Origin of the sequence: Shewanella polaris, from assembly GCF_006385555.1 — a bacterium.
GTDB lineage: Bacteria > Pseudomonadota > Gammaproteobacteria > Enterobacterales > Shewanellaceae > Shewanella > Shewanella polaris.
Genome location: NZ_CP041036.1, coordinates 2,609,611 through 2,631,056, shown reverse-complemented (window position 1 = coordinate 2,631,056; position 21,446 = coordinate 2,609,611). Strand labels below are relative to the sequence as shown.

At 40.4% G+C, this 21,446-nt stretch carries 23 protein-coding genes; 10 read left to right on the top strand and 13 right to left on the bottom strand.

The annotated features are described in order from the left end of the window. The first annotated feature begins 8 nt into the window (after positions 1-8). The 5 genes from FH971_RS11475 (at position 9) to FH971_RS11455 (ending at position 4,963) form a co-directional block, all read left to right on the top strand. On the top strand, positions 9-461 hold the full coding sequence (locus FH971_RS11475) for a DUF1285 domain-containing protein (RefSeq protein WP_140234391.1): 453 nt from the start codon (positions 9-11) through the stop codon (positions 459-461). 147 nt (positions 462-608) lie between these two features. Beyond that, positions 609-1,028 carry a MarR family winged helix-turn-helix transcriptional regulator gene (locus FH971_RS11470; RefSeq protein ID WP_140234390.1) on the top strand — a complete coding sequence of 140 codons (420 nt, stop codon included), beginning with the start codon at positions 609-611 and terminating at the stop codon, positions 1,026-1,028. A 454-nt stretch (positions 1,029-1,482) separates the two neighbouring features. Further along, the gene (locus tag FH971_RS11465; protein ID WP_140234389.1) at positions 1,483-1,752 is read left to right on the top strand and encodes a DUF211 domain-containing protein; all 270 of its coding nucleotides are present in this window, start codon (positions 1,483-1,485) and stop codon (positions 1,750-1,752) included. 6 nt (positions 1,753-1,758) lie between these two features. Beyond that, entirely contained in the window at positions 1,759-2,343 is a 585-nt protein-coding gene (locus FH971_RS11460) for a VIT1/CCC1 transporter family protein (RefSeq protein ID WP_137226889.1), read from the top strand. Position 2,344: 1 nt separating this feature from the next. Then, a complete protein-coding gene (locus FH971_RS11455; protein WP_140234388.1) occupies positions 2,345-4,963 on the top strand; it encodes a cation-translocating P-type ATPase in 2,619 nt (872 codons plus the stop codon). A 2-nt stretch (positions 4,964-4,965) separates the two neighbouring features. Here FH971_RS11455 and FH971_RS11450 read toward each other — a convergent pair whose 3' ends face one another. Continuing rightward, on the bottom strand, positions 4,966-5,415 hold the full coding sequence (locus FH971_RS11450) for a hypothetical protein (RefSeq protein WP_140234387.1): 450 nt from the start codon (positions 5,413-5,415) through the stop codon (positions 4,966-4,968). A 977-nt stretch (positions 5,416-6,392) separates the two neighbouring features. Between FH971_RS11450 and FH971_RS11445 the strand changes: the two genes are divergently transcribed. The 3 genes from FH971_RS11445 to FH971_RS11435 all read left to right on the top strand — a co-directional run bounded on the left by FH971_RS11445 (position 6,393) and on the right by FH971_RS11435 (position 7,971). Continuing rightward, positions 6,393-6,746, top strand: coding sequence for a hypothetical protein (locus tag FH971_RS11445; protein ID WP_140234386.1), 354 nt, complete (start codon positions 6,393-6,395; stop codon positions 6,744-6,746). Between the two features lie 209 nt (positions 6,747-6,955). Further along, positions 6,956-7,261 (top strand): hypothetical protein, encoded by a 306-nt coding sequence (locus FH971_RS11440; RefSeq protein WP_140234385.1) that lies wholly within the window; start codon positions 6,956-6,958, stop codon positions 7,259-7,261. Between the two features lie 305 nt (positions 7,262-7,566). Beyond that, positions 7,567-7,971, top strand: a complete 405-nt coding sequence (locus FH971_RS11435) for an NUDIX hydrolase (RefSeq protein ID WP_140234384.1) — start codon at positions 7,567-7,569, stop codon at positions 7,969-7,971. On the opposite strand, the gene FH971_RS11430 is transcribed toward FH971_RS11435, so the two are convergent. Together FH971_RS11430 and FH971_RS11425 are read right to left on the bottom strand one after the other, a co-directional pair. Further along, on the bottom strand, positions 7,933-8,955 hold the full coding sequence (locus FH971_RS11430) for a Gfo/Idh/MocA family protein (protein ID WP_140234383.1): 1,023 nt from the start codon (positions 8,953-8,955) through the stop codon (positions 7,933-7,935). The two genes, FH971_RS11435 and FH971_RS11430, sit on opposite strands and share 39 nt — an antisense overlap. Positions 8,956-8,958: 3 nt before the next feature. Continuing rightward, positions 8,959-9,273 (bottom strand): putative quinol monooxygenase, encoded by a 315-nt coding sequence (locus tag FH971_RS11425; protein ID WP_240778291.1) that lies wholly within the window; start codon positions 9,271-9,273, stop codon positions 8,959-8,961. A gap of 129 nt (positions 9,274-9,402) precedes the next feature. Here FH971_RS11425 and FH971_RS11420 point away from each other — a divergent pair, with 129 nt between their 5' ends. After that, positions 9,403-10,272: a LysR family transcriptional regulator gene (locus tag FH971_RS11420; RefSeq protein ID WP_140234382.1), complete on the top strand. Its 870-nt coding sequence runs from the start codon at positions 9,403-9,405 to the stop codon at positions 10,270-10,272. A gap of 29 nt (positions 10,273-10,301) precedes the next feature. Here FH971_RS11420 and FH971_RS11415 read toward each other — a convergent pair whose 3' ends face one another. The 4 genes from FH971_RS11415 to FH971_RS11400 are packed head-to-tail and all read right to left on the bottom strand — an operon-like array spanning position 10,302 to position 12,592. Continuing rightward, complete coding sequence (locus tag FH971_RS11415; RefSeq protein ID WP_140234381.1) at positions 10,302-10,706, bottom strand: CBS domain-containing protein; 405 nt, start codon at positions 10,704-10,706, stop codon at positions 10,302-10,304. Further along, on the bottom strand, positions 10,703-11,053 hold the full coding sequence (locus FH971_RS11410; protein ID WP_137226896.1) for a P-II family nitrogen regulator: 351 nt from the start codon (positions 11,051-11,053) through the stop codon (positions 10,703-10,705). Before FH971_RS11410 ends, FH971_RS11415 begins: the two co-directional genes overlap by 4 nt. Positions 11,054-11,056: 3 nt before the next feature. Continuing rightward, complete coding sequence (locus tag FH971_RS11405; protein WP_137227475.1) at positions 11,057-11,809, bottom strand: DUF1538 domain-containing protein; 753 nt, start codon at positions 11,807-11,809, stop codon at positions 11,057-11,059. Positions 11,810-11,854: 45 nt separating this feature from the next. Further along, positions 11,855-12,592 carry a DUF1538 domain-containing protein gene (locus FH971_RS11400; RefSeq protein ID WP_140234380.1) on the bottom strand — a complete coding sequence of 246 codons (738 nt, stop codon included), beginning with the start codon at positions 12,590-12,592 and terminating at the stop codon, positions 11,855-11,857. 247 nt (positions 12,593-12,839) lie between these two features. Between FH971_RS11400 and FH971_RS11395 the strand changes: the two genes are divergently transcribed. After that, positions 12,840-13,943, top strand: a complete 1,104-nt coding sequence (locus FH971_RS11395; RefSeq protein ID WP_140234379.1) for an energy transducer TonB — start codon at positions 12,840-12,842, stop codon at positions 13,941-13,943. 19 nt (positions 13,944-13,962) lie between these two features. Here FH971_RS11395 and FH971_RS11390 read toward each other — a convergent pair whose 3' ends face one another. From FH971_RS11390 to FH971_RS11365, 6 genes are all read right to left on the bottom strand, one after another. Then, complete coding sequence (locus tag FH971_RS11390; protein ID WP_137226899.1) at positions 13,963-14,307, bottom strand: hypothetical protein; 345 nt, start codon at positions 14,305-14,307, stop codon at positions 13,963-13,965. A gap of 472 nt (positions 14,308-14,779) precedes the next feature. Next, complete coding sequence (gene focA, locus FH971_RS11385; RefSeq protein ID WP_140234378.1) at positions 14,780-16,240, bottom strand: formate transporter FocA; 1,461 nt, start codon at positions 16,238-16,240, stop codon at positions 14,780-14,782. A gap of 498 nt (positions 16,241-16,738) precedes the next feature. After that, entirely contained in the window at positions 16,739-17,143 is a 405-nt protein-coding gene (locus FH971_RS11380; RefSeq protein ID WP_167496094.1) for a CBS domain-containing protein, read from the bottom strand. A gap of 163 nt (positions 17,144-17,306) precedes the next feature. Further along, the gene (gene olsF / locus FH971_RS11375; RefSeq protein ID WP_140234376.1) at positions 17,307-19,046 is read right to left on the bottom strand and encodes a bifunctional ornithine lipid synthase OlsF; all 1,740 of its coding nucleotides are present in this window, start codon (positions 19,044-19,046) and stop codon (positions 17,307-17,309) included. 13 nt (positions 19,047-19,059) lie between these two features. After that, positions 19,060-19,962: a UDP-2,3-diacylglucosamine diphosphatase gene (locus FH971_RS11370; RefSeq protein ID WP_140234375.1), complete on the bottom strand. Its 903-nt coding sequence runs from the start codon at positions 19,960-19,962 to the stop codon at positions 19,060-19,062. A 192-nt stretch (positions 19,963-20,154) separates the two neighbouring features. Beyond that, positions 20,155-21,186 carry a Leu/Phe/Val dehydrogenase gene (locus tag FH971_RS11365; RefSeq protein ID WP_137226904.1) on the bottom strand — a complete coding sequence of 344 codons (1,032 nt, stop codon included), beginning with the start codon at positions 21,184-21,186 and terminating at the stop codon, positions 20,155-20,157. Positions 21,187-21,446 lie beyond the last annotated feature (260 nt).

Genomic DNA, 21,446 nt, shown 5'->3' with positions numbered 1-21,446 from the left:
TAAGCATAATGACAGATGAAACAGCAGCATTAAGTACATTTACTCAACCTGATGGTGTGGCGCTGTGCAGTGATGATGTGCTGTTTCATATACAAGCCAATGGCGATTGGCTGTATCTAGACAGTCCGTTGCCTGCAAAATTTTCGGCCTTGTTCAGTAGTATTTTGCATTGTATTGATGACGAGTATTTCTTAATTACGCCAGTCGAAAAAGTCAAAGTCACCGTTGAGGCATATCCATTATTGTTAGTGGATTATCAAGCTTCGCCTTCGGATACTCATTCAAATGATGAGCTGATATTTACCAGCAGTATAGGTACTCAACTTTCTGCTATTAATGTCGCAGATATTATCATTACAGACAATGGCATATACGCACCTTTAGTGCGGGGCTTGGTGGGACAATTAAATCGAGCCTGTTATTACCGCTACATAAACGAGTATGTATCTTTTGACTCTTAAAATAGCTTCTATTAACGTATAGAGATGGTAATCTAATCCGTGTTCAGGTGTGTTTTACCTAAGTATGGATATTGTGGCTTACTTAAAAGCCGGTAAGGTCTGTACATTGAGAGATAATGACACGGCTGACGATGCAGGAGATATCATTTGGAACGTTTTGAAAGTTTAAGTTATTTGATTTCCCATTTAAATATTGCCTTGCAGCAAGAACTCGATACTCGTTTAAAGCGCTATGAGTTAGACAGTAAAATTTGGCCTGTGCTATTTACGTTATGGCAAGAAGAGGGCATTAGTCAAACTGAGCTATCTAAACGTTGCGACGTAGCCAATTACACCATGACGCGGCTGCTCGATAATCTACAGGTTCAGGGGTTTATTACTCGTCATCAAGAAGCGGACAATCGTCGCTCATTTCAAATCTTTTTAACCGACAATGGTAAAGCGCTCGAACAAGATTTAATTCACGAAGCAGAGTGGGTTAATCAACACTTTTTAACGGCATTAACCGACAGTGAACAAGTTGAATTTATGCGTTTGCTGAATAAAGTGAATCAGTTTAGTCAATAATATTATGGCCAGCGTTCACTTAGGTTGTGACGCTTCGTCTACACCAGACTAAGAGGAAGCCAACAGCTGTTTACTCTTCACTCTTTGTTGAGTAAAAGTTCTTAGATTGCTAGGCCGCAATCCACTCGCCTCGATTAAAACGTTTTTATCTAGAACAAAATTCAAGCCGCTAAGATCAACATACCCTAAGTTTAGAAAAACTATTCCGTGTTAAATCTATCTTTTTAGATCTAAAAATCATCATACAAATCTAGCGTCATCCACGCTGACAAAACCTATATTCATTATCCTAGCAATGCTAGATAAATGGGTACATATTAGTCAGTATGATTTGAAACGTTGACAAAAGCGTTAGGTTTCCAAGTTAACTAAAAACCATAGACACCTCACGACAAATTATTCATGAGGGGTTAAAATATAATCAATAAGACTAAAATTTATAGGACTATTTATTATGGTTAATGTCAAAAGGGTTGTTCTGGATGTACTTAAACCTCATCAACCTAATGCACTTGAGTTTTCTCAAGCTATCGCCGAAGCTGGTGTCGATTATCGAGTTAAATTGATTGTTCTTGAAATGGATGAAAACACTGAAACGGTGCAAATAGAATTGGCTGGTAGTGCAATTGATTTTAATGCCATTCAATCTGTCATTGCCAATATGGGAGGATCTCTTCACAGTATTGATGAGGTTGAAGTTAATAATGAAACGGTTGCTGGTTAACATATTATGAGTCCGTTAAAGCAGGCCAGATTTTTACTCGATATAACCAACTCACGGGGAATTGTACGTCGTTATTTTGTTGTAAATGGCTTTGATGGTGCACTTACCATGCTCGGGTTGATAATGGGTTTTATTGTCAGTAAACCTGCCGATTTATCCATGGTTATTGGTGTCTGTCTCGGAGCAGCGATTGCACTGAGCATGAGTGGTATTAGCAGTGCTTACATCAGTGAATCTGCGGAGCGAAAATATGCCCTGGGAGAACTGGAGAGGGCAATGATTAGTGATCTCCATAATAGTGCGCATGGTGTCGCCTCGCGCTGGGTTCCCTTGTTGGTAGCATTGGTTAATGGCCTAGCACCGCTGGTCATTTCATTGTTAATCTTGTCGCCACTCTGGCTGGCCATGGCAGGCGTTAATCTTCCTCTTTCACCTCTTTATTCTGCCGTCTTTGTGGCATTGCTACTCACTTTTTTATTAGGTGTTTTTCTTGGCCGGATATCAGGGGTGACGTGGTTACGCAGTGGTATACAGGCATTGCTAGTTGCTGTATTAACCGCTTCGATTATTTACTTCTTTGTTGGAAACTAAAATGTCATCACCCAAATGGCACAGTTTACAATCTGCAGATGTTCTACAGCGGCTTGACTCATCGTTAACGGGCCTGACCATAGAACAGGCAAAAAAACGCCTAATTGAATATGGGCATAATGCGATTATCCAAAAAAAACGACGTTCGTTGCTGTTCATTTTACTCGGGCAATTTTCTGATTTCATGATTATTGTGCTGTTGGTCGCGGCAGTGATTTCGGGGTTTTTAGGTGAGCTACAAGATACTATTGCTATTCTGGTAATTGTATTACTAAATGCAATTATTGGCACCGGACAAGAGTATAGGGCTGAACGAGCTGTGGCGGCACTGCGAAAAATGGCAGCGCCAGATGCACATGTATTGCGTGATACTAATGAAGTAACCATTGACACAATAGAGCTAGTACCGGGTGATATTGTCATGCTGGAAGCAGGAAATATTGTGCCTGCTGATTTGCGTTTACTAGAAGAGGAAGATCTACAGGTTGATGAATCAGCACTGACTGGTGAATCGAGTGCAATAGAAAAGCAAACAGAACCGTTAGTTAATACTGAGTTGGCCATTGGAGACCGTTTAAATCTAGTCTTTAAGAGCAGTATGATTACGCGTGGACGAGGCAAAGGGGTCGTGGTTGCCAGTGGTATGGAAACCGAAATAGGCCAGATTGCTGGGTTGCTGCAAGATGAAACGAATGTAAAAACACCCTTGCAAACGCGATTGTCTCGTTTTGGCCGTTATCTTGCTTTGGCTGTGTTGGCAATATGTATAATGGTGTTTGTTGTAGGCTTGCTGCAAGGACAACCAATATTACTGATGTTTTTAACCTCTGTAAGCCTGGGAGTTGCAGCGATACCGGAAGCACTTCCGGCGGTGGTGACCATTTCACTAGCCCTAGGGGCGCGTAAGCTGATTCGACATAATGCGCTAGTGCGTAACTTACCCGCGGTGGAAACCCTAGGTTCAGTTACTTATATCTGTACTGACAAGACCGGCACTCTGACACAAAACCTCATGACTGCTGAGTTATTTTACGCCGCTGGTGAACTGCGAAAAGCAATGCCTGAGTCAGAAGCAAGTATTCCATGGACCGAACTGGGCCAAGCCATGGCACTAAACAATGACATCATGGTTAAAGATGGCAAACCTGCTGGTGAACCGACCGAGCTGGCATTGTTCGAAGCCGCTCACATGGCCGGTTTTGACAAGTCTATCCTTGAGCAAGCAAAGCCACGTATAGCTGTTATTGCATTTGATAGCCAACGAAAACAGATGACAACCTTGCATCAAACATCCGATGTTGTGACTGCGTACATCAAAGGCGCGCCAGAAAAAGTACTACAACAATGTATTCAAGGATTAAATAATGATGGCGCTACAGCGTTTGAAGTAGCGACTGTGTTGGCAGAGGCAACACAGTTAGCGAGTAAAGGTTATCGTGTTCTGGCATTTGCAAAGCGTGAATTTAATCGCTTGCCAGATCCACTAGAAGCAGACGTTGTAGAACGAGAACTCACTTTTTTGGGGCTGGTGGCGCTGATTGATCCGCCGCGGCCGGAAGTACCTAAGGCTGTGAATGATTGCCTTACAGCGAGCATTATTCCAGTAATGATTACTGGAGATCACCCTGGTACCGCGTTTGCGATAGCACAACGTTTGGGTATTATTGATGACGATAGTGCGATGCTAAGTGGTGATCAGCTTGCTAAAATACCGGATGAAGAATTCTCCCGCCTAGTTGACACGATACGGGTGTACGCAAGGGTGACACCTGAACAAAAATTACGTATTGTCAAAGCGTTGCAGGAAAAAGGTGAATTTGTCGCTATGACCGGCGATGGCGTCAACGATGCACCCGCATTGAAGCGTGCGAGTATTGGCGTGGCCATGGGGCTGAAGGGAACCGATGTGGCCCGCGAAGCTTCTGATATGGTATTGCTGGATGATGATTTTTCCTCGATCGTTCGAGCGATACGGTCGGGACGGCGCACCTTCGATAATATTCGCAAATTTATCAAATATACATTGAGTTCCAATTTTGGTGAAATATTAACCTTGTTTCTAGCACCTTTTTTCGGGTTGCCTATTCCTTTATTGCCGATTCATATCCTGTGGATTAACTTAGTAACTGATGGCTTGCCGGGCCTTGCATTAACGACCGAGCCAGCCGAACCGAATATAATGAATCGTGCGCCAACGCCTCCAAAGGAAAGTATTTTTTCTCATGGTATGTGGCAGCATATTATCTGGGTGGGGTTATTTATTGGTGGAATATCCATTGCTACTATGGCTTGGGCTATTTCTCGTGATCTAGTTTACTGGCAAACGATGGTGTTTACCGTATTAACCGTATCGCAGTTGTTTCATGCACTGGCGGTTCGCAGCAATAGTACTTCATTATTGCGTACTGGTTTATTCAGTAATTTACCCATGTTAGGGGCATTTCTGCTGACGTTGTTGTTACAGATGGTGGTGATTTATACACCTGTATTGAACACTATTTTCCATACCCAGCCTTTACCAATGGCCGATCTTGCTGTCTGTATGTTTATATCTTCACTTATTCTGTTTGCCGTCGAAATTGAAAAATGGTTAATACGCCGCGGTGTTATTTACGCATAGTGCTAAAGAGGAATAGTGTTATATAAATAGTGCGTTACCGCTATGGCCTGCGGCCACTCATGTCGTGGCGCTTCACCCACACCAGTTTTTTCAAACTCCGTTTGAATTAACATCGCAAGGTTCCACCCTGCACGGGCCAAAAGGGGATCAACAGCAATCCCCTCTTGGATCACCCCTGCCGTTCCGGCAACATTTTCAAAGAGCGAAAAGGTCGCGACGGAAATTAATCCAGATTTTAACTTAAATTGTATGCTGCTTCGGCCCATCTTATTAATAAAGAGTGAAAATGCTAACGCTTCCGATGGTACATCTGATGTGAATGGATTCACGAATGTCGTGATGGCAGGACGCCAAAGAACGACCTGTACCGCGAAAGCTAAGCTCACATCTGATAGGCAGGATGCCTGAATGCCTTGTAGCACATGGATGTGCGAGAAAGGCCATGTGAGCATCACGCATTCTTGTATAAAGAGCCTTCAACGACCTCAAATTCAGAGTTGAATTTATCCATTTATAGGTTACAGGAACTAACTCTTTTTTGGACATAAACGTTTTAAAAAGCCAGTGTTTAAATTTACTTTTTATAAAAGTTTACCCTGACCCCACTAAATTTTTTAGCAGTCAAATTATCGAGCTCTTAGAAATAAAAGTGGGCAAACACACATAGAGGCTCTCTTAGTGCGATTTACTTTAAAATAAAGAATGCTACCTGACGCTTTTCATTCCTTTGAAATGTCAGGGGCACTACGACTAAATGGATTTAGGAGGTAGAGCGACTCAGGAGGCAAAGCCGAGACATTTATCGGTTAACCCTAAGATGGCACTATTCAAGTCAGAGGTGCTTTGTACACAGTTAGTTTTAGGCTCATTTAAGGTGTAAACGACTTTGTTGATTGCATTTATTAATGCGCACCAATAAGGTGTTATTCTTTGTAAAATCAACAGCAGGCAATGTAGCTTAAATAGCATTTGGCATAGTGATGATGGAAAGAAGTCATTGCTTCATTAGCCACATCATTCACGGTCATGCTCGCTTCTCTTTTTAAGAGTATCTAGTTAGACGTTCAGCTCACCTTATTGCGCGACTTATCCTTTCAAGAATTGTTGTTCATCAAACAGCGTTTTGTTCTTCAGCATGAAATAGACACAGCGGCCAAGCTTATGTGCGAGTGCAGGTCACCATAAAATGGGTGGTATTGTTTATTTGCTTGGTACATAACATCAAAAAGTTAAGGCATAGTCTGAGTTAATAGACTCTAAGAGTCTTTGTCGCTATCTTTCCCTCCGTAACCGTCTGCAACAGTTCATCAAACTCTCCAAAACCCGATTCAATAAATATAATCAAGGAAAACAGCGCTTTCAATTGAATGACTACTGAAAGTCAGTTAATGTTTATTCCAATAATAACTTACTTAATCATGGAAGATTTATGAACATCAAAAAGTGGATGTGGGAGACCGCGACAATATCGGTTGTCTGTGTATTGCTACTTAACCCAGAGTTAGTGTCTTTAGCTTTGTTTGTTGACGCTGTTGGGCTTGATATATTCTTATTACTTGTTGAAGTACAGATAGTGGCTGTAAGTGGGTATTACTTTCATAGTTGGTTTAAGCCCATATTGATGCCTTTCTATAAATGTTTACTTAAAGTTGATCCCTATTTTTTTATCCCAACGAAGGATTCTGTTGGCAAGTATCCGATGATTTTGTGCCATGCAGTCCCTTTTTTGATGTTACTCATTATCGGTGTCACTGTCGCTAAACCAGTGATTGATATGGCGTGACGTAAGTTAACAAGTCTCTGAATTAAGATTTTTTTAAGGCTTTCATGCCATTTTCTGAGCAAATCGCCCGCCAGTACTTGGTTCACTTATTAGGGGGCGTTATGAGTATTAGGGATGATTGAGTTTTTAATATTTCTTCTGCCAATAATCACGGCAGGAATTGGAATATATCAAAAACGATATTAGATGAAGGTTCTGCTATTTCCTTTGTGGACTATGCAAATAAACATGGTGCAAAAGCTAGAACGTTAAAATCACCCCGTTTCTTTTTACAATTGACCGCCTATATTATTTCGCCTTTTTACATCACTTTTGGCTGGGTTTGGATGGCACTAGGCGTTATTTTATTAATTTGGATGGGGGCATATTTTATATTTGGTGATGAAAGAATTATTACACCAAACCTATGCTCTTCTGACTTTGATAAGCTTGTGCTAACAAAAAGAAAGCAAGCATTGGTAAGTTCTGGAATAATGATCTTATGGGTTGTGAGTTGGGTGGTTGAATACTCATAACTAAGGATAGGCCGCGCGAAGCCGCGTCCTTATCCCAAGTGTTGAACAAGCCCGAACTCGTGAGATGTGACTCTTTATTATGTCAATGACAGTTCGAGAAAACGCGCTGTTTGATGTGATTGTTAGCTAGCTACTTTTCAGTAGTCAGCAAGTTCCCTTAGCCTCTTTGCTAATTAGTTAACTCGCTATATTTCAGTATCTTAAATTAATCCTTCACGGTATTCAGTTAAGCCATTATCATTTTCAACGTTAGGTTGTGAGCAATAAGTTTGTCGGTCGCTTCACTTTATAATAGGAAAACCATCATGGCTTTTAATGATTTATTTAGACTCAGTTCTCATGCGGTAATTACTAATGACGATGGGAAAGTGCTGTTGTTAAAAGCCACTTATGGTGACAAACATTGGGGTTTACCGGGTGGTGGACTTGACCCTAATGAAACGATTCATCAGGCATTACAACGTGAATGTTTTGAAGAGTTGGGCTGTGAGGTTGACGTGCAATATCTGTCTGGGGTGTATTTTCACAGTGCGTATCAATCGCAAGCTTTTATCTTTCGCTGTGCGTTACCCCAAGCAGCGACAATACGTTTAAGCGATGAACACAGCGAGTACGCTTACGTTGCTGTTACTGAATTATCTAACATTCAGCAACAGCGAGTAAACGAATGTTTAGCGTTCAGTGGTGTGGTTCGCAGCGCAGCTTTCTAATGCGGCTTTATGCCATGTGGTTAACATTTGCATAATATCAACAGAGTCACTGAGCTGTACCAAAGGTCTAGGTACTGTGTATTGCTTGGTTTCTAATGCGTTAAGCACAGCTTCTACTTGATAGTAAAACCCATTGCCTTTAGTTTCAACATTCACTACTTCAGCTTGTTGCTCATATAATCTCACCGTAAATTGATTACCCTGAGATTCTGGTAACCAAGGATTTGAAGTGAACTCAATACTTCCTAAGCTGCCTAAAATAGTAAAGCCTGCGTGCAGACCATAGTCTTCAGCGGTATGCAGATGACATTGCACGCCGTTGTTATAACTGACAATGGCGGTTGATTCGCAAATATTACCGTCTTGGCCGCGTCTTCCGATTGCTTCAATTTGATAGTGTTGGCTTTGCTCGGTACCAAATTGTTGCTGCATGACTAATTGCATTAATGATGCTGGGTAGCAACCTAAGTTAAATAACGCCCCAAGGCTGGCGGGATTCACAAACTGGCTTATGGCTGCGCAATATTGGCCGCGGATACTTTTTACTTCACCTATCACACCAGTGGCTAATGTTTTGCTTAGCTGTTGCATTAATGGGTGAGCTAAATACATTAAGCCTTCAAGGAAAAACACCTTGTTTTGCGATACAGCATCAAGGCTTTCGATGGTTTTTGGCATATCTACAGACAATGATTTTTCACATAAAATCGCTTTGCCAGCATTAGCCGCTTTGATTATGTATTCATGATGTAAGTGATTTGGCAGAGCAATGTAGATAACATCGACTTCAGGGCTGTTGATTAACGCATCAAAATCCGTAAATTGATGTGGAATTTGATACTGAGTGGCAAACTCTGCCAATGTTATGGTGTTGCGTCCGGCAACACCATAAATTGTACTTTGACCTTGTGCTTTAATCGCATCAGCCATTACCCCAGAGATAAAACTGGTGCCTAATATTGCCCATTTAATCGATCCAGACATTCATTATCCCTCTGTGGTTAATAGTTGATAGTCAAACGCTTGCTTTAGATCGGTTAATGCCGATTTGATAAACGCTTGAGTATGATCGGCTGCAAAGTGGGCTTCAAACGCCGATTGGTCATCATAACGTTCCCAAAACACAAATTGCTTAGGATTGGTTTTATTTTGCAGAGCCATTGCAAGTGAACAACCTGGTTCGCTATTCATATCCACACAGAATTGACGGACAGCTGCGATGCCTTGTGCCAATGGCACCTCATCTTTAATGTGAATTTCGGCAGTGATAAACACGCCTTGTTGATCCAGTTTGTTGTTCATAACGACTCCTAATTAATATCACGTCATCGTAAACCACTTAAGCGTGTCCCTAAATAGTTTAATGGTGTTTACAGAAAACACCATAGGTTTATAATTAACACTGAATTGATAATGCATTAAGGATGTTTGGTGGATAAATTAACCGCGATGAAAGTGTTTAGTCATGTGGCCGAGCAGGGCAACTATGTCGCAGCAGCTCATCGGTTTAACATCAGCCGAACTATGGTGAGTAAGCACATTAATCAGTTAGAGTCTTACCTAGGGGTTAAGTTGATTAACCGTACTACTCGTCAACAAGAATTAACGGAATCGGGCCTCGTTTATTACCAAGAATGCCAGCCAATTTTGATGGCCATTGAGCAAGCTGAAAACACGCTGCAGTCGATGAGTTCGACGCCAAAAGGCACCATTAGAATTAATGCGCCAGTGAGTTTTGGCAATATTGTGCTGGCACCGATAGTGAATCAATTTTTACTGCAGTATCCGCAAATTGATGTGGAATTGCGACTTGATAATAATCTCATCGATCCCATAGTGGATCATGTTGATGTAGTGGTAAGGATTGGCAATCTTGATGACTCTGCGCTAATTGGCAGACATATCATGAATTATGAAATGATATTTTGTGCTTCGCCTCACTATTTAGCTCAACACCCGCCAATAGAGTCAATTGACGATTTACCTCATCATGATTGTTTAGGCTTTAGCTATTCTAAAAGTGCGTCATTATCGGTTGCTCACAGCCAGTTGTTTGGTAAACGCAGCTTTAGATTGTTGTCCAATAGTGGCTTGGTATTAACCCAAGCAGCGATTGATGGATTGGGTATTATTTTACAGCCACAGATTGTGGTGAATGAGGCCATTAAAGCAGGATTATTAACAAATCTCAGTGTATTAACACCTCCAGAAGCAATGCCAATACACTTATTGTATAAAGACAAAAACCTGCCGTTAAAAACACGAACCTTGATTGACTTTATTATTCGCCAGCTCGAATAACGACAGGGGCATATAATGCTAAATGCATATTATGACTTGGCTATCATGCCTTTAAGCACAATATTGTCATAAGTGACAAACCCTAAAATCTCACCCGCTTCAATCACAGGCGCCTTATTAATATTAAAGCGTTCAAAAAGTCGTGCCGTGTAGCGTACGTCCATATCTATAGGCACGGAAAGCACTGGCTTAATCATTATTTCGTAAATATTGGTACGTTCAGGTGATTTATTTTTGGCTAGCACTTTGCGGGCGATATCGCTCATGAGTACCATGCCGTATTCATCATTCTCATTGCGTTTATTCACTACTAGTATATTCACATTATGACTAATGGCTTCCTGGATCGCTTCTGCCACAGTGCGCATGCCGTCAACCATGACGAAATGGTTATTCATTACGTCACGATTACGAATAGGGGTTTTGCTATTCATATTTGATCCTCAATGTCTTTACTCAATTTTTGAACTTGATGGGCCACACCAACAGCATCTTCAACATCAATTTGAATCGCAATACCTTTGCCTGAGTTAGTGTCAAATTCGCCTACGTGAGAAATGGTTTCTAAAATGTGACGGCTCATGTGCTCTTCTACTAACCATAAAATCACATCACGTTGTACCTCTAAGGTTAATCCCATAAAGGTGGTCTTTTTTTCTAATCCTTCACCGCGAGCATGGTTTATGACTGTCGCGCCTGTTGCGCCTGCAATACGCGCTGCATCGAGTACCTTGTCAGTACAGTCATCATCGACAAAGGCGACAATTAGTTTAAAGCGCATAGGTTACTCCTTAATGGTTTTTCGTTTGGATAAATAGTCAACTATTTGGGCATAACCCATCACAGTGATCATCGGAAATAAACTGGCAAAGGCAATTAGCCCAAAGCCATCAATTAACGGATTACGGCCTTCAACATTGGTGGCGAGTCCAAGTCCTAATGCCGCAACTAATGGCACGGTTACCGTTGATGTGGTTACCCCACCAGAGTCATATGCTAAAGGGACAATCATTTTTGGGGCGTAAAAGGTTTGAATAACCACCACCACATAGCCCGCCATAATGTAATAGTGAATGGGATCCCCAACCACAATACGAAAACAGCCTAAAGTAATACCAATCGCTACGCCAAACGCCACTGACATTCGTAAGCCTTGGATACCAATAGTGCCACCCGATACTTGGTTGGCTTTGATTGCTACTGCAATTAATGACGGTTCTGCAATGGTGGTACTAAAACCGATAGCGGCGGCAAACACATAAACCCAGAAATAGTCTTGCCAAATATACGGTTCGTTGCCGCCATCAGGGTGTAAAAACTCGCTGGTGGTCAGTTGATTGGCCATGCTCTCACCGATAGGGAATAGTGCCATTTGTAAACCCACGAGAAAAAAGGTGAGGCCGATAATCACATAAATAAATCCGAGTAATACTTTACGCCACTGGTTAATAGGGCGTTTAAGTACGCCTAGCTGAAAGCCAAACAGAATTATAGCGATAGGAATGACATCTCGAGCGGTCAGTAATAGGGTGCTCATCAGTTCATTAAGCAAACGTATTCCTCGTTTTGTTGGTTATCTCAATCATTTAAGAAACACCATGCCGTACAGTAATACAAAAATCATTGGGCTAAGACTGGCGAATGCTATTAAGCCAAAGCCATCAACCATGGGATTACGGCCTTTAATGACACTTGCTAGACCAACGCCAAGTGCGGTGACTAATGGTACCGTAATGGTCGATGTGGTGACGCCGCCAGAATCATAAGCAATACCTATAATGTTGGCCGGAGCAAAGCTGGTGAGGATCATCACCAACACATAACCACCAATAATGAGGTAATGGATTGGCCATCCCTTAAGAATACGGATCACGCCGACTAAAATGGCCAGACCCACCGAAATGGCAACGGTTAATCGTAAGCCCATTGCATAGGAACTCATGGCTTGTTTGTTTGACTCTATCGCACCGGCATTTGCGGCAACTTGAGCAGCTTCATTCGCCACGGCAGTAAGGGCTGGTTCTGCTAATGTGGTGCCAAAACCTAACGAAAAAGAGAAAATAACTAACCAAAATACACTGCCTTTTCGTGCTAATGCTTCCGCAAGTGATCCGCCAATAGGAAATAAACCCATTTCCAAACCGAATACAAAAAAGGTTAGCCCTAATACAATAAAGATTACGCCTACCAGAATTGAGCCAAGTTCGGCTGGCGCTTGATGTAATACAAAAATCTCAAAAAAACTGACAACTAAAATAATGGGAATAAGGTCTTTGAAACTGCTCAGCATGGCCTGGAGCAATTTTACGATGGCTGACATCTTGGCTCCTGTAATTTGTGGTAATAATTGTTATTGTTGTATCGCCAGTTAGCAATATCACAAGCTGTATATCCAGTTTGGGCTTTGATGATTATTACGCAACATATTATTTACAATAAAAATCATTAAGTTGATGTCGATCATAAAAATGATTTAAACTGAGACTCGCATTGTGCAACTTATATTCGACCAGTATTCTATATAGCCTGAGAAGGGGCAAGGATAAAATAAAAAGGACTTTAATTGTATGAAAACACTTTTACGCTTATCAATAGCAGCAGCGTTTGTGGGTCAATTTGCTTATGCTGAACCCAGCGATATAGATGGTTTTGCTCAAGCTTACCAGCAGTACAATGCTTCTCTTGAAAGTAATAACAACCAAGATATTATTAACTATGCGCAGCAAGCCTATGAGTTAGGTCAAATTAAATTTGGTCAAGACAGCTTTGATAGTGCCAAGTTAGCGATGAATTGGGCTAATGCGTTAATAGATGAGTCAAAAAGAAATAACAATGGACGAATAATTAAAGATGCCGAAACAATGCAGGCACTTTCATTGTTTGATTCAGCGTTGAGTGGATATCGCAATAATGTTGCTGAAAATGATATTACTTTGATTGATCCATTATTAGGGTTAGCTCAAGCCACTACCGATGATAAATTTGCAAAAAAGCTTTTGTTTGAAGCTATCGACATTGCTGAAAAAGCCGATAATGCATTAACGGTGGCCGAAGTTAAACTCGTCGCCTTTCATCGTTTATCGGGCACTGAGTTTTATACGCCTAAAGTGAGAGATTTCCTCATTGATGCCAACGATATCTATGTTGAGAAACTACCGGAAAATTCAATTAAAAGGGTTAATTCAACCTATCTTGTAGCCGTACTCTATTCAGCTATGAATAAACCTGATGCTGCTCCTTTATTACTTGAAGTTATTAAACAATACCAGGCATTACCTTATAGCCACCCATATGAGTTACGTGCACATGCTTTATTAGTTAACATTTATGCACAACAAGACCAAGCTGATAAAGCCACAGAACATTGTGTAGCAATAGGCAAAATGACGCCATGGGATGATCAGCAAGAACAAACCCCGTTATATAGAAAAGCACCTGATTATCCAAGTTCATATGCAAAACATCGCAAAAGTGGTTGGGTGCAAATTGAATTCACAGTTGATGAGAATGGATTTGTTAAATCGCCTGAAATAATCGATTCACAAGGTGGTAGCCAATTTGAAAAAGAATCGATAGAAGCGCTTAGCCAATGGCGTTATGCGCCTAAGTTTGTTGATGGTAAGCCAACAGAAGCAAAGTCGATGGTGAGACTTGATTTCACCATAAGCTAATGATTTATAGTGGGCTAGGCTAACCTAGCCAATACAAACTCAACATACCTACACATATAATGACAAAGCTGGTTTCAATGAGAAACTGGCTTTTTTGTAGCTGTTTTTTACCTTGTTTTAAAATGGTGACCAATTGATTTTGTTTGTAGACCCTGCAAGAAACTAATTCAGTTTGTGGATCGACAACTAATTGAAAACGACATTTTTTACCATTATTAAGCAAAACGTCATGCATGCTTTGCAAGCCAAAATTGAATTTTCGCGACACGACTTTGCCATTAATAAAGACTCGTTCTAGCCCGCACCAATTACTCGCTTGTAACTCAATATTGTCTTGATTGAGGTGGTATGTAAACTTAATCATAATGCTGTCCTTATCACATGATAGCTGCGAGCCTTACCTATAATAAAAGCAGAGTTATGTGACATTTTCCAGCATAGAAATATGAACAATTTACTAAATCAAGCTATCTAATTGGCATGCTTAGTAATATTTATTTTTTTATATGCTATTGCTAAATGGGCTTTTATCGACACTTCAAAACAGGCATTAGGTTATTGGTGTTATTCTATGAAAGGTCTATTTTTTATTGATGTTTTTATCTCTATAACAGAATGAATGATGAGTTAAGCATTAGTGTTTGAATAGGCAAGCAATTGGCTTTAATAAACATTTTAAATAGAGAATAAGTAAACTAGGAAGTTTTTTTGTGGGCTCAAAATACTTATATTAAGGGCAATGATTACCAATAGGGTATGCGATTAGCTGTTCTTTGTACCTCTTAGTCGCTTTTAATCAGGAACAGGGTCAAGTTTATTGCTTGACCCTAATATTGTTATGCTGTTTCGGTAGTCTGAGCATGATGTACTGGATCCAGACTTGCGGCATAGATAGTTCGTAATGCGGTTATAATATCCATCCTCGATACGACACCGACTAAATGACCCTCTTTTAAAACCGGTAGATGTTGCGGTTTGTTATTTTTAATATATTGACCTCTTTGCTCTACTGAATTCGAAGCCTGCTGTGATGCAATATCGTTTTCTGTATTAGGATACAGGTGATCTTTATCAATACATAAAAACTCGAGTAAATTAACCAAAGACTCGGTGTGGTTTACAGCAATAACGTCACGTGACATTAAGTCCATCACTTTTTGACCTTGTGGTGGAATATAATCTTGGCGCCATAAATTGACCATGGTGTCATGTATGGAGAAAAATCCCACGAGTTTACCCTGGGCATCAACCACTGGAGCGCCATGAATTTTTCTGTCGTTAAATGCATCAATAGCCAGTTCGGTTAGCATTTCTGCTGTTAGCGTATAATAATCAGCATTCATAATATCAACTGCCGTAAGGTTGGTTTTCATCACAACCTCTTTTAATGATGCAGGTAGTTGTGTTGATTTAATTAACTGTGATTGAACTGATGTTAACTCTGGGCGAACGTAGATTGACCAATTCGCTAGGCCTACCAGAACCGAGCCTCCAACGATATTCCCAAGCGTTACAGGAATTAAATTAGCGGTAATAAAATGGGATAAAGTTAAGTCTGAAAATTGAGCTGACGTTGCTCCGACTTGTAACCAAAACGATTCTGGCGCAGTTGATTGGATTACAATGCCAAGCGGTACCATAAACATGTTTGCTACGCAGTGTTCAAAACCACTACTTACAAACATTGCCACTGGCAGCATGACCATAAACGCTTTGCCAACGGCATTTTGAGTACTAAATGTTAACCAAACCGCTAAACATACTAATAGATTACACAGAATACCAAGCGCGAAGGCTTCTACGAAGGTGTGGTGCAGTTTATGTTGGGCAATATTGAGTGCATTTAACCCCCATTGGCCGCCATCTAATTTATAAAGGCCTGCTGCGGCAACCAAAATAACCAACAAAATGGCACCAATAAAGTTGCCAACATACACTTTGCCCCATATGACCACCATTCCCTTGAAGCTAATTTGTCGATTAGCCCAGGCAATACTTGATAACACCGAACTGGTAAATAATTCGCCGCCCATCAATACAATAAGAATCAGTCCCATACTGAAAGCGATACCACCAGCAAATCGGGTGATTCCCCAACTGGTTGATGTACTTCCTGTCGTAACCGTAATATAAAATAAAAATGCTAAGCCAATAAATACACCTGCCATTATTGCTAGGCTGATTGTCATGTTGGTGGTTTTCATAATTTTGCTTGTTGCAAACTGTTCCGCTTGGCTCATCATTTCCTTAGGAGACAGTAGCGGTTTCAATTCCGGAGATTGATTTGAAGAGCTCATATCGTGCTCCTAGTTTGTAATCGCATATTTTGGTTCTCTTTAAGCAAATAGAAAATCTACATTTTTTTATGATAATTTATCTACACGTTAGGCCTATATTTGACCTCAAGTGCAATTGGTGAATTTTTATAAAACAATCAAAAAGAGAAGAATAATAACATATAATTTACATGGCAATAGATGGGTAAACTGAAGATGTTGATGTTATGTAATTATAATTGACACAGATCACTTATTTGTATTTAGCCTATTAAGTAGGCTGTTTTAGTCAAAAAAATAGGTATATTTCTGATATATCCAGTTGGTTGTTAGCAAGTTTTTTACTTAGTTAAAAAAGATAATTTAAAATACAAACAATGGCAGCAACACTTATAATTGAATTCGAGAATATTGGTATGACTATGATTAATAACGTTTTAGTTTGTGGGAGGAAATGACAGACTTTAATTGACTCGTGCTAAGCAAAGTCGAGGTTCGAATAGATAGAATGTTGATAATTTATCTAATACAGTAGGCGTTTAATAAATCTTTCCAAGTAATAATACCGACAATGGTGTTGTTATCTAGAACGGGTAAACAACCAATATTATGATCTAAAATCAGTTTACAGGCTTCATTGATGTCGCAATGAGGGGCTATGGTGAATGGGTTTTTAGTCATGACTTGATGAACCCTTTTTTGCAGGGTTTCGGTGTCTCTTATTAATTCAGCAGCGGTGCCAATGTTAGGACTGAGAGCGCGTAAAAAATCCCGATGAGACAATATCCCTTTTAGATGGTCTTCAGTATTGACGACTAATAAGTGATGGAAACTGACATTATCAAAAATTTCTTTGGCAAGTGTCAGCCTGTCATCCATGTCAATGGTAACGACTCGGGTTGTCATGATGTCAGCGACGCACATATGTTTAGTCGCGTTATTCGCTAACGTTTCAGTTGATACATCGGTAGACGTTGTCATAAATGATTCTCCACGTATTTATTCATTTATATCAGATAAATATCAGTGTAACAATCATTTAACGTCTAATGACAATTGCTTTTGCAGGTTAAATTGATTCATCTGGTTAGGATGCAATTTTGTTTTCGGGTAAATGCCCTGCCAAATACTTTTGATATTTGATTGGCTTTAATTGGTGAATGTCGACTAACACTAAACCATCGATACAGTCACCAAACTCTGGATCAATGCCGAAGTCGAGGAACTGTACGCCATTGTTGTCACACAATTCACCATATTGCTTAAATAACGTAGGTACTGATACACCCATATTCGCTAGCGTCCGTTTGAGTATTTTAAAATTCTCAGCATAGGCATCGCCATTGAATAACTGGTGCAATTGATGCTGACGTTCGTCGGTGAATTGATATGAATTAAATGAAGTTGCTAAAACATGTTTTGTGGCGAAGTGGTGTTGGTAAAAAAACACCAGCATTTCTTTGGCGGGGATCGGTAGACTATCGCTTAGTGAAACAGGTCCAAAGAGGTAACGATACTGCGGGTTTTTAATTAAAAACGCACCAATACCTTGCCACAAATATTCTAAACTGCGGCGGCCCCAATATTTAGGTTGTACAAAGCTACGGCCAAGTTCGAGTCCTTGGTCAAAATAGGGGGCAAACGCATCGTGGTATTCAAATAATGATTGGCTATACAGAGCATTTTCACCAATGGTGTCGTGAAGCATTTTGGCACTGGCAAAACGATAGGCACCAACAATCTCTAATTCGTCTTTATCCCATAACACTAAATGAAAATAGTGATTATCATATTTGTCGGTATCACGACGTTTACCGGTACCTTCACCCACGGCTCTGAAGGCGATTTCACGAAGCCGGCCAATCTCACGCATAATTGCACTGCTGTGAGTATGCTTATATAAATAGATTTGTTTATTATCTTGGGTTTTACCTAACAATTCGCATTGTTGTAACGCTTGTTGTAGCTCACTGCGTTTTTCAGGATGAGCAATGGCATTTTGAGTGATAAATAACGGACTGCGATTTTTACCAATGCGGTATAAATGATTTTTAAGCAATTTTACTTTGGTTTTAAGCGGAAAATCTTGAGTGCAGACAACTTCTTTGGCGATCAGTTGGCCAATCCGCACTGGCATCACATGATCCATTTGTTTGAACATTTCCTTTACCAGTAATAGCGTTGCCAATGGTTTGTAAATCATTGATGCACCATAAAAGGTGGCAGAGTTTTTCGCGTCAACGAACATAGGCAAAAGGGGAGCATTGCAGGCGCGAGCCATTTTTAAAAAGCCGCTGTGCCAATGTAAGTCTGTGACGCCAGTTGGACGTAACCGTGACACTTCACCCGAGGGGAAAATCAGTACCGCGCCTTCGTTTTTAAGGTGGTGATGGATTTCATTTAAATGTTGCTTAGGTGTGCCGCCAGTCATATTGCGCACGGGTAATAAAATAGAGTGAAGCGGTTTAATGGCCATTAGTAATTCATTGGCAACTACTTTTATGTCTGGTCTCACTTGGCTAATCAGTTTGATTAATGCCAGCGCATCAAGTGAACCAATAGGGTGATTTGCGTAGATCACCACTCTGCCTTCAATGGGAATATTTTCAATTTCGTTATTGGGGACGCTGTAACTGAAATTTAAACAAGCAAGAATTTGTTCAACAAAATCGACACCGGATAAATGCGCGTGTTCGTTAGCAATATCATTACATTGCTTTTCATGAAGTAAGTAGCGCAACATAACTTTCGTCGGCACGGCTAACCAAGGTTTGTTATGCACATTAGGCAGGTTTTTTTCTACCACATTATCGACAGTAAATATCATATTTTAGCCTTATTTATGCAACATGCTGTTTTTGGGGCGTGATGATTGATTTAGCCACTGAATGACTGAAATCAATTGTTTTTACTGCGGTAGCTTGTAACGTTTGTTCATCCCACTTGAGCAACTGAACATCTCCAGATTTTGTTTCTGCAATGAGAGTACAATTTTCAACCCAATCGCCGTCATTGGCATAAGTAATGGTGTGATTGTTAATTGTGTGCTGGGATAATTCAGGCTGGTGGATATGACCGCAGATGACCATATCCACCTGTTGTTTTATCGAATATCGTAATACAGCATCACGATATTGATTAATGGCTTGTTGGGCTTTATTGACCCTTAACTTGATGTAACTGGCTAGTGACCAATATGGATATCCTAGGCGGCTTCTTACCCTATGTAATTGACGGTTTAGCCACAACAACACATCATATAAATGGTCACCTAATTTTGCGTAGGTACGACTAACACAAACTTGTGAGTCAAATTGATCGCCATGAAGCATTAAAAAACGTTTGCCACTCAGAGACTGATGAATATGCTGTTTAACGAGGGTAATACCTCTGAAATGACTGTCGGCATAATCTTTGAAAGCTTCATCATGATTACCTGGTATGTAAATAACTTGGGTGCCACTACTGGCTAGTTCGAGGATTTTTTGTATTACTTTATTGTGGCTATCAGGCCAATAAATACGTTTTTTTAACGCCCAAATATCGACAATATCGCCAACCAGATACAAATATTGGCATTGACTATGATTAAGGAAATGTAATAAGAATTCGGCCTTACAATCAATGCTGCCTAGATGAACATCAGAAATCCACAGTGCATGAAAGTGCTGAACTTTGTCACTATGAGTTAAGTGAGATAAAGGTTGCCGTTGTTGATTACTTTTTTTGCTGTGTGAGATCATCAGTCATTCACCCTAATACACAGATAACGTCAGTGTTGATATAGAGTAGGGCTGTTATTTGACACTAAGGTGAACGATTTATTGCAACTTGATTAAAGTTGTTGGTTTTTGGAGGGGCATAAAAAAGGGAAATGCGTTAGCATCTCCCTTGAATGTTAAGGCATTAAATAGCCCTAATATAAAACTGATTAACTATCTCGCAGCATCAATAATAGCTTTAGCCATTTCATCGGCTACAGAGCCTGTGGTACGGTCTTCTGCATCTGCACGCTCGAAGATTGTGAGTAGGGTGTTGTAAATCTGCTCAACCTTGGCTGTTGAAGCCGCTGCGTCATAGTTTTTCTCAAATGACACGTTGATAATGCCACCAGCATTAATAACGTAATCTGGCGCATACAGAATACCCATTTGCTTGAGTTTTTCGCCGTGGCGAGTTTCAGCTAACTGGTTATTGGCGCAACCTGCAATGATGTTAGCTTTTAATAATGGTAATGTCGTGTCGTTAAGTGTTGCGCCTAATGCGCACGGTGCATATACATCAACATCCTGGGTGTAGATATCTTGCGGAGCAACGACAGTTGCTCCAAATTCATTGGCAACGCGATCTAGTGAGGCTTGATGAATATCGGTAACGATCAGTTCGGCACCTTCATCGTGCAAATGCTTACACAAGTAATAACCAACATGCCCTACGCCTTGTACAGATACTTTAATGCCTTTAAGGCTATCGATGCCACGTTGATGTTTTACCGCGGCTTTAATGCCTAAATAAGTGCCTAATGCGGTAAGTGGCGAAGGATCACCAGACTTGCCTTCAAGACCTGCTACAAATTCAGTTTCACGGTTGGCAATCATCATATCAGATGTTGAAACACCGACATCTTCGGCTGAATAATATTTACCGCCTAAGCCGTTTACAAAGCGTCCGAATGCAAGAAACAACGCTTCACGATCGGTGGTTTTAGGATCAGCAATAATCACCGCTTTACCGCCACCCATAGTAAGACCGGCTAATGCATTTTTATAAGTCATTCCACGAGAGAGGCGTAATACGTCTGTTAAGGCTTCATCGTCCGATTGATAATTCCACATACGGCAACCGCCTACGGCTGGGCCGAGGTTAGTGTTATGCACGGCAATAATGGCTTTTAAACCAGTTTGCTTGTCATTACAAAAGACCACTTGTTCGTGTTCATCGAACGAAACATGATTAAAAACTGCCACGAGACATCTCCGCTTGCTAGCTAGTTAAAATGAAGTTATTACACCTTGCTAAATTTGATTACATTAAGGTGTAAACGACTGCTTGTTATATTTATTGCAGCACGATAGCATTTAGAGATACTCTCAACAAAGCATGATTTAGTTATTTTTGTGATTAGTGTGGAAATTTAGCTTGCCACTTACGTAAACGTAAAGAAATTTGGCTTAATGTAATTGTTTTTGATTAAAATAGCAGATATTTATTATTCTAATCTGCATTA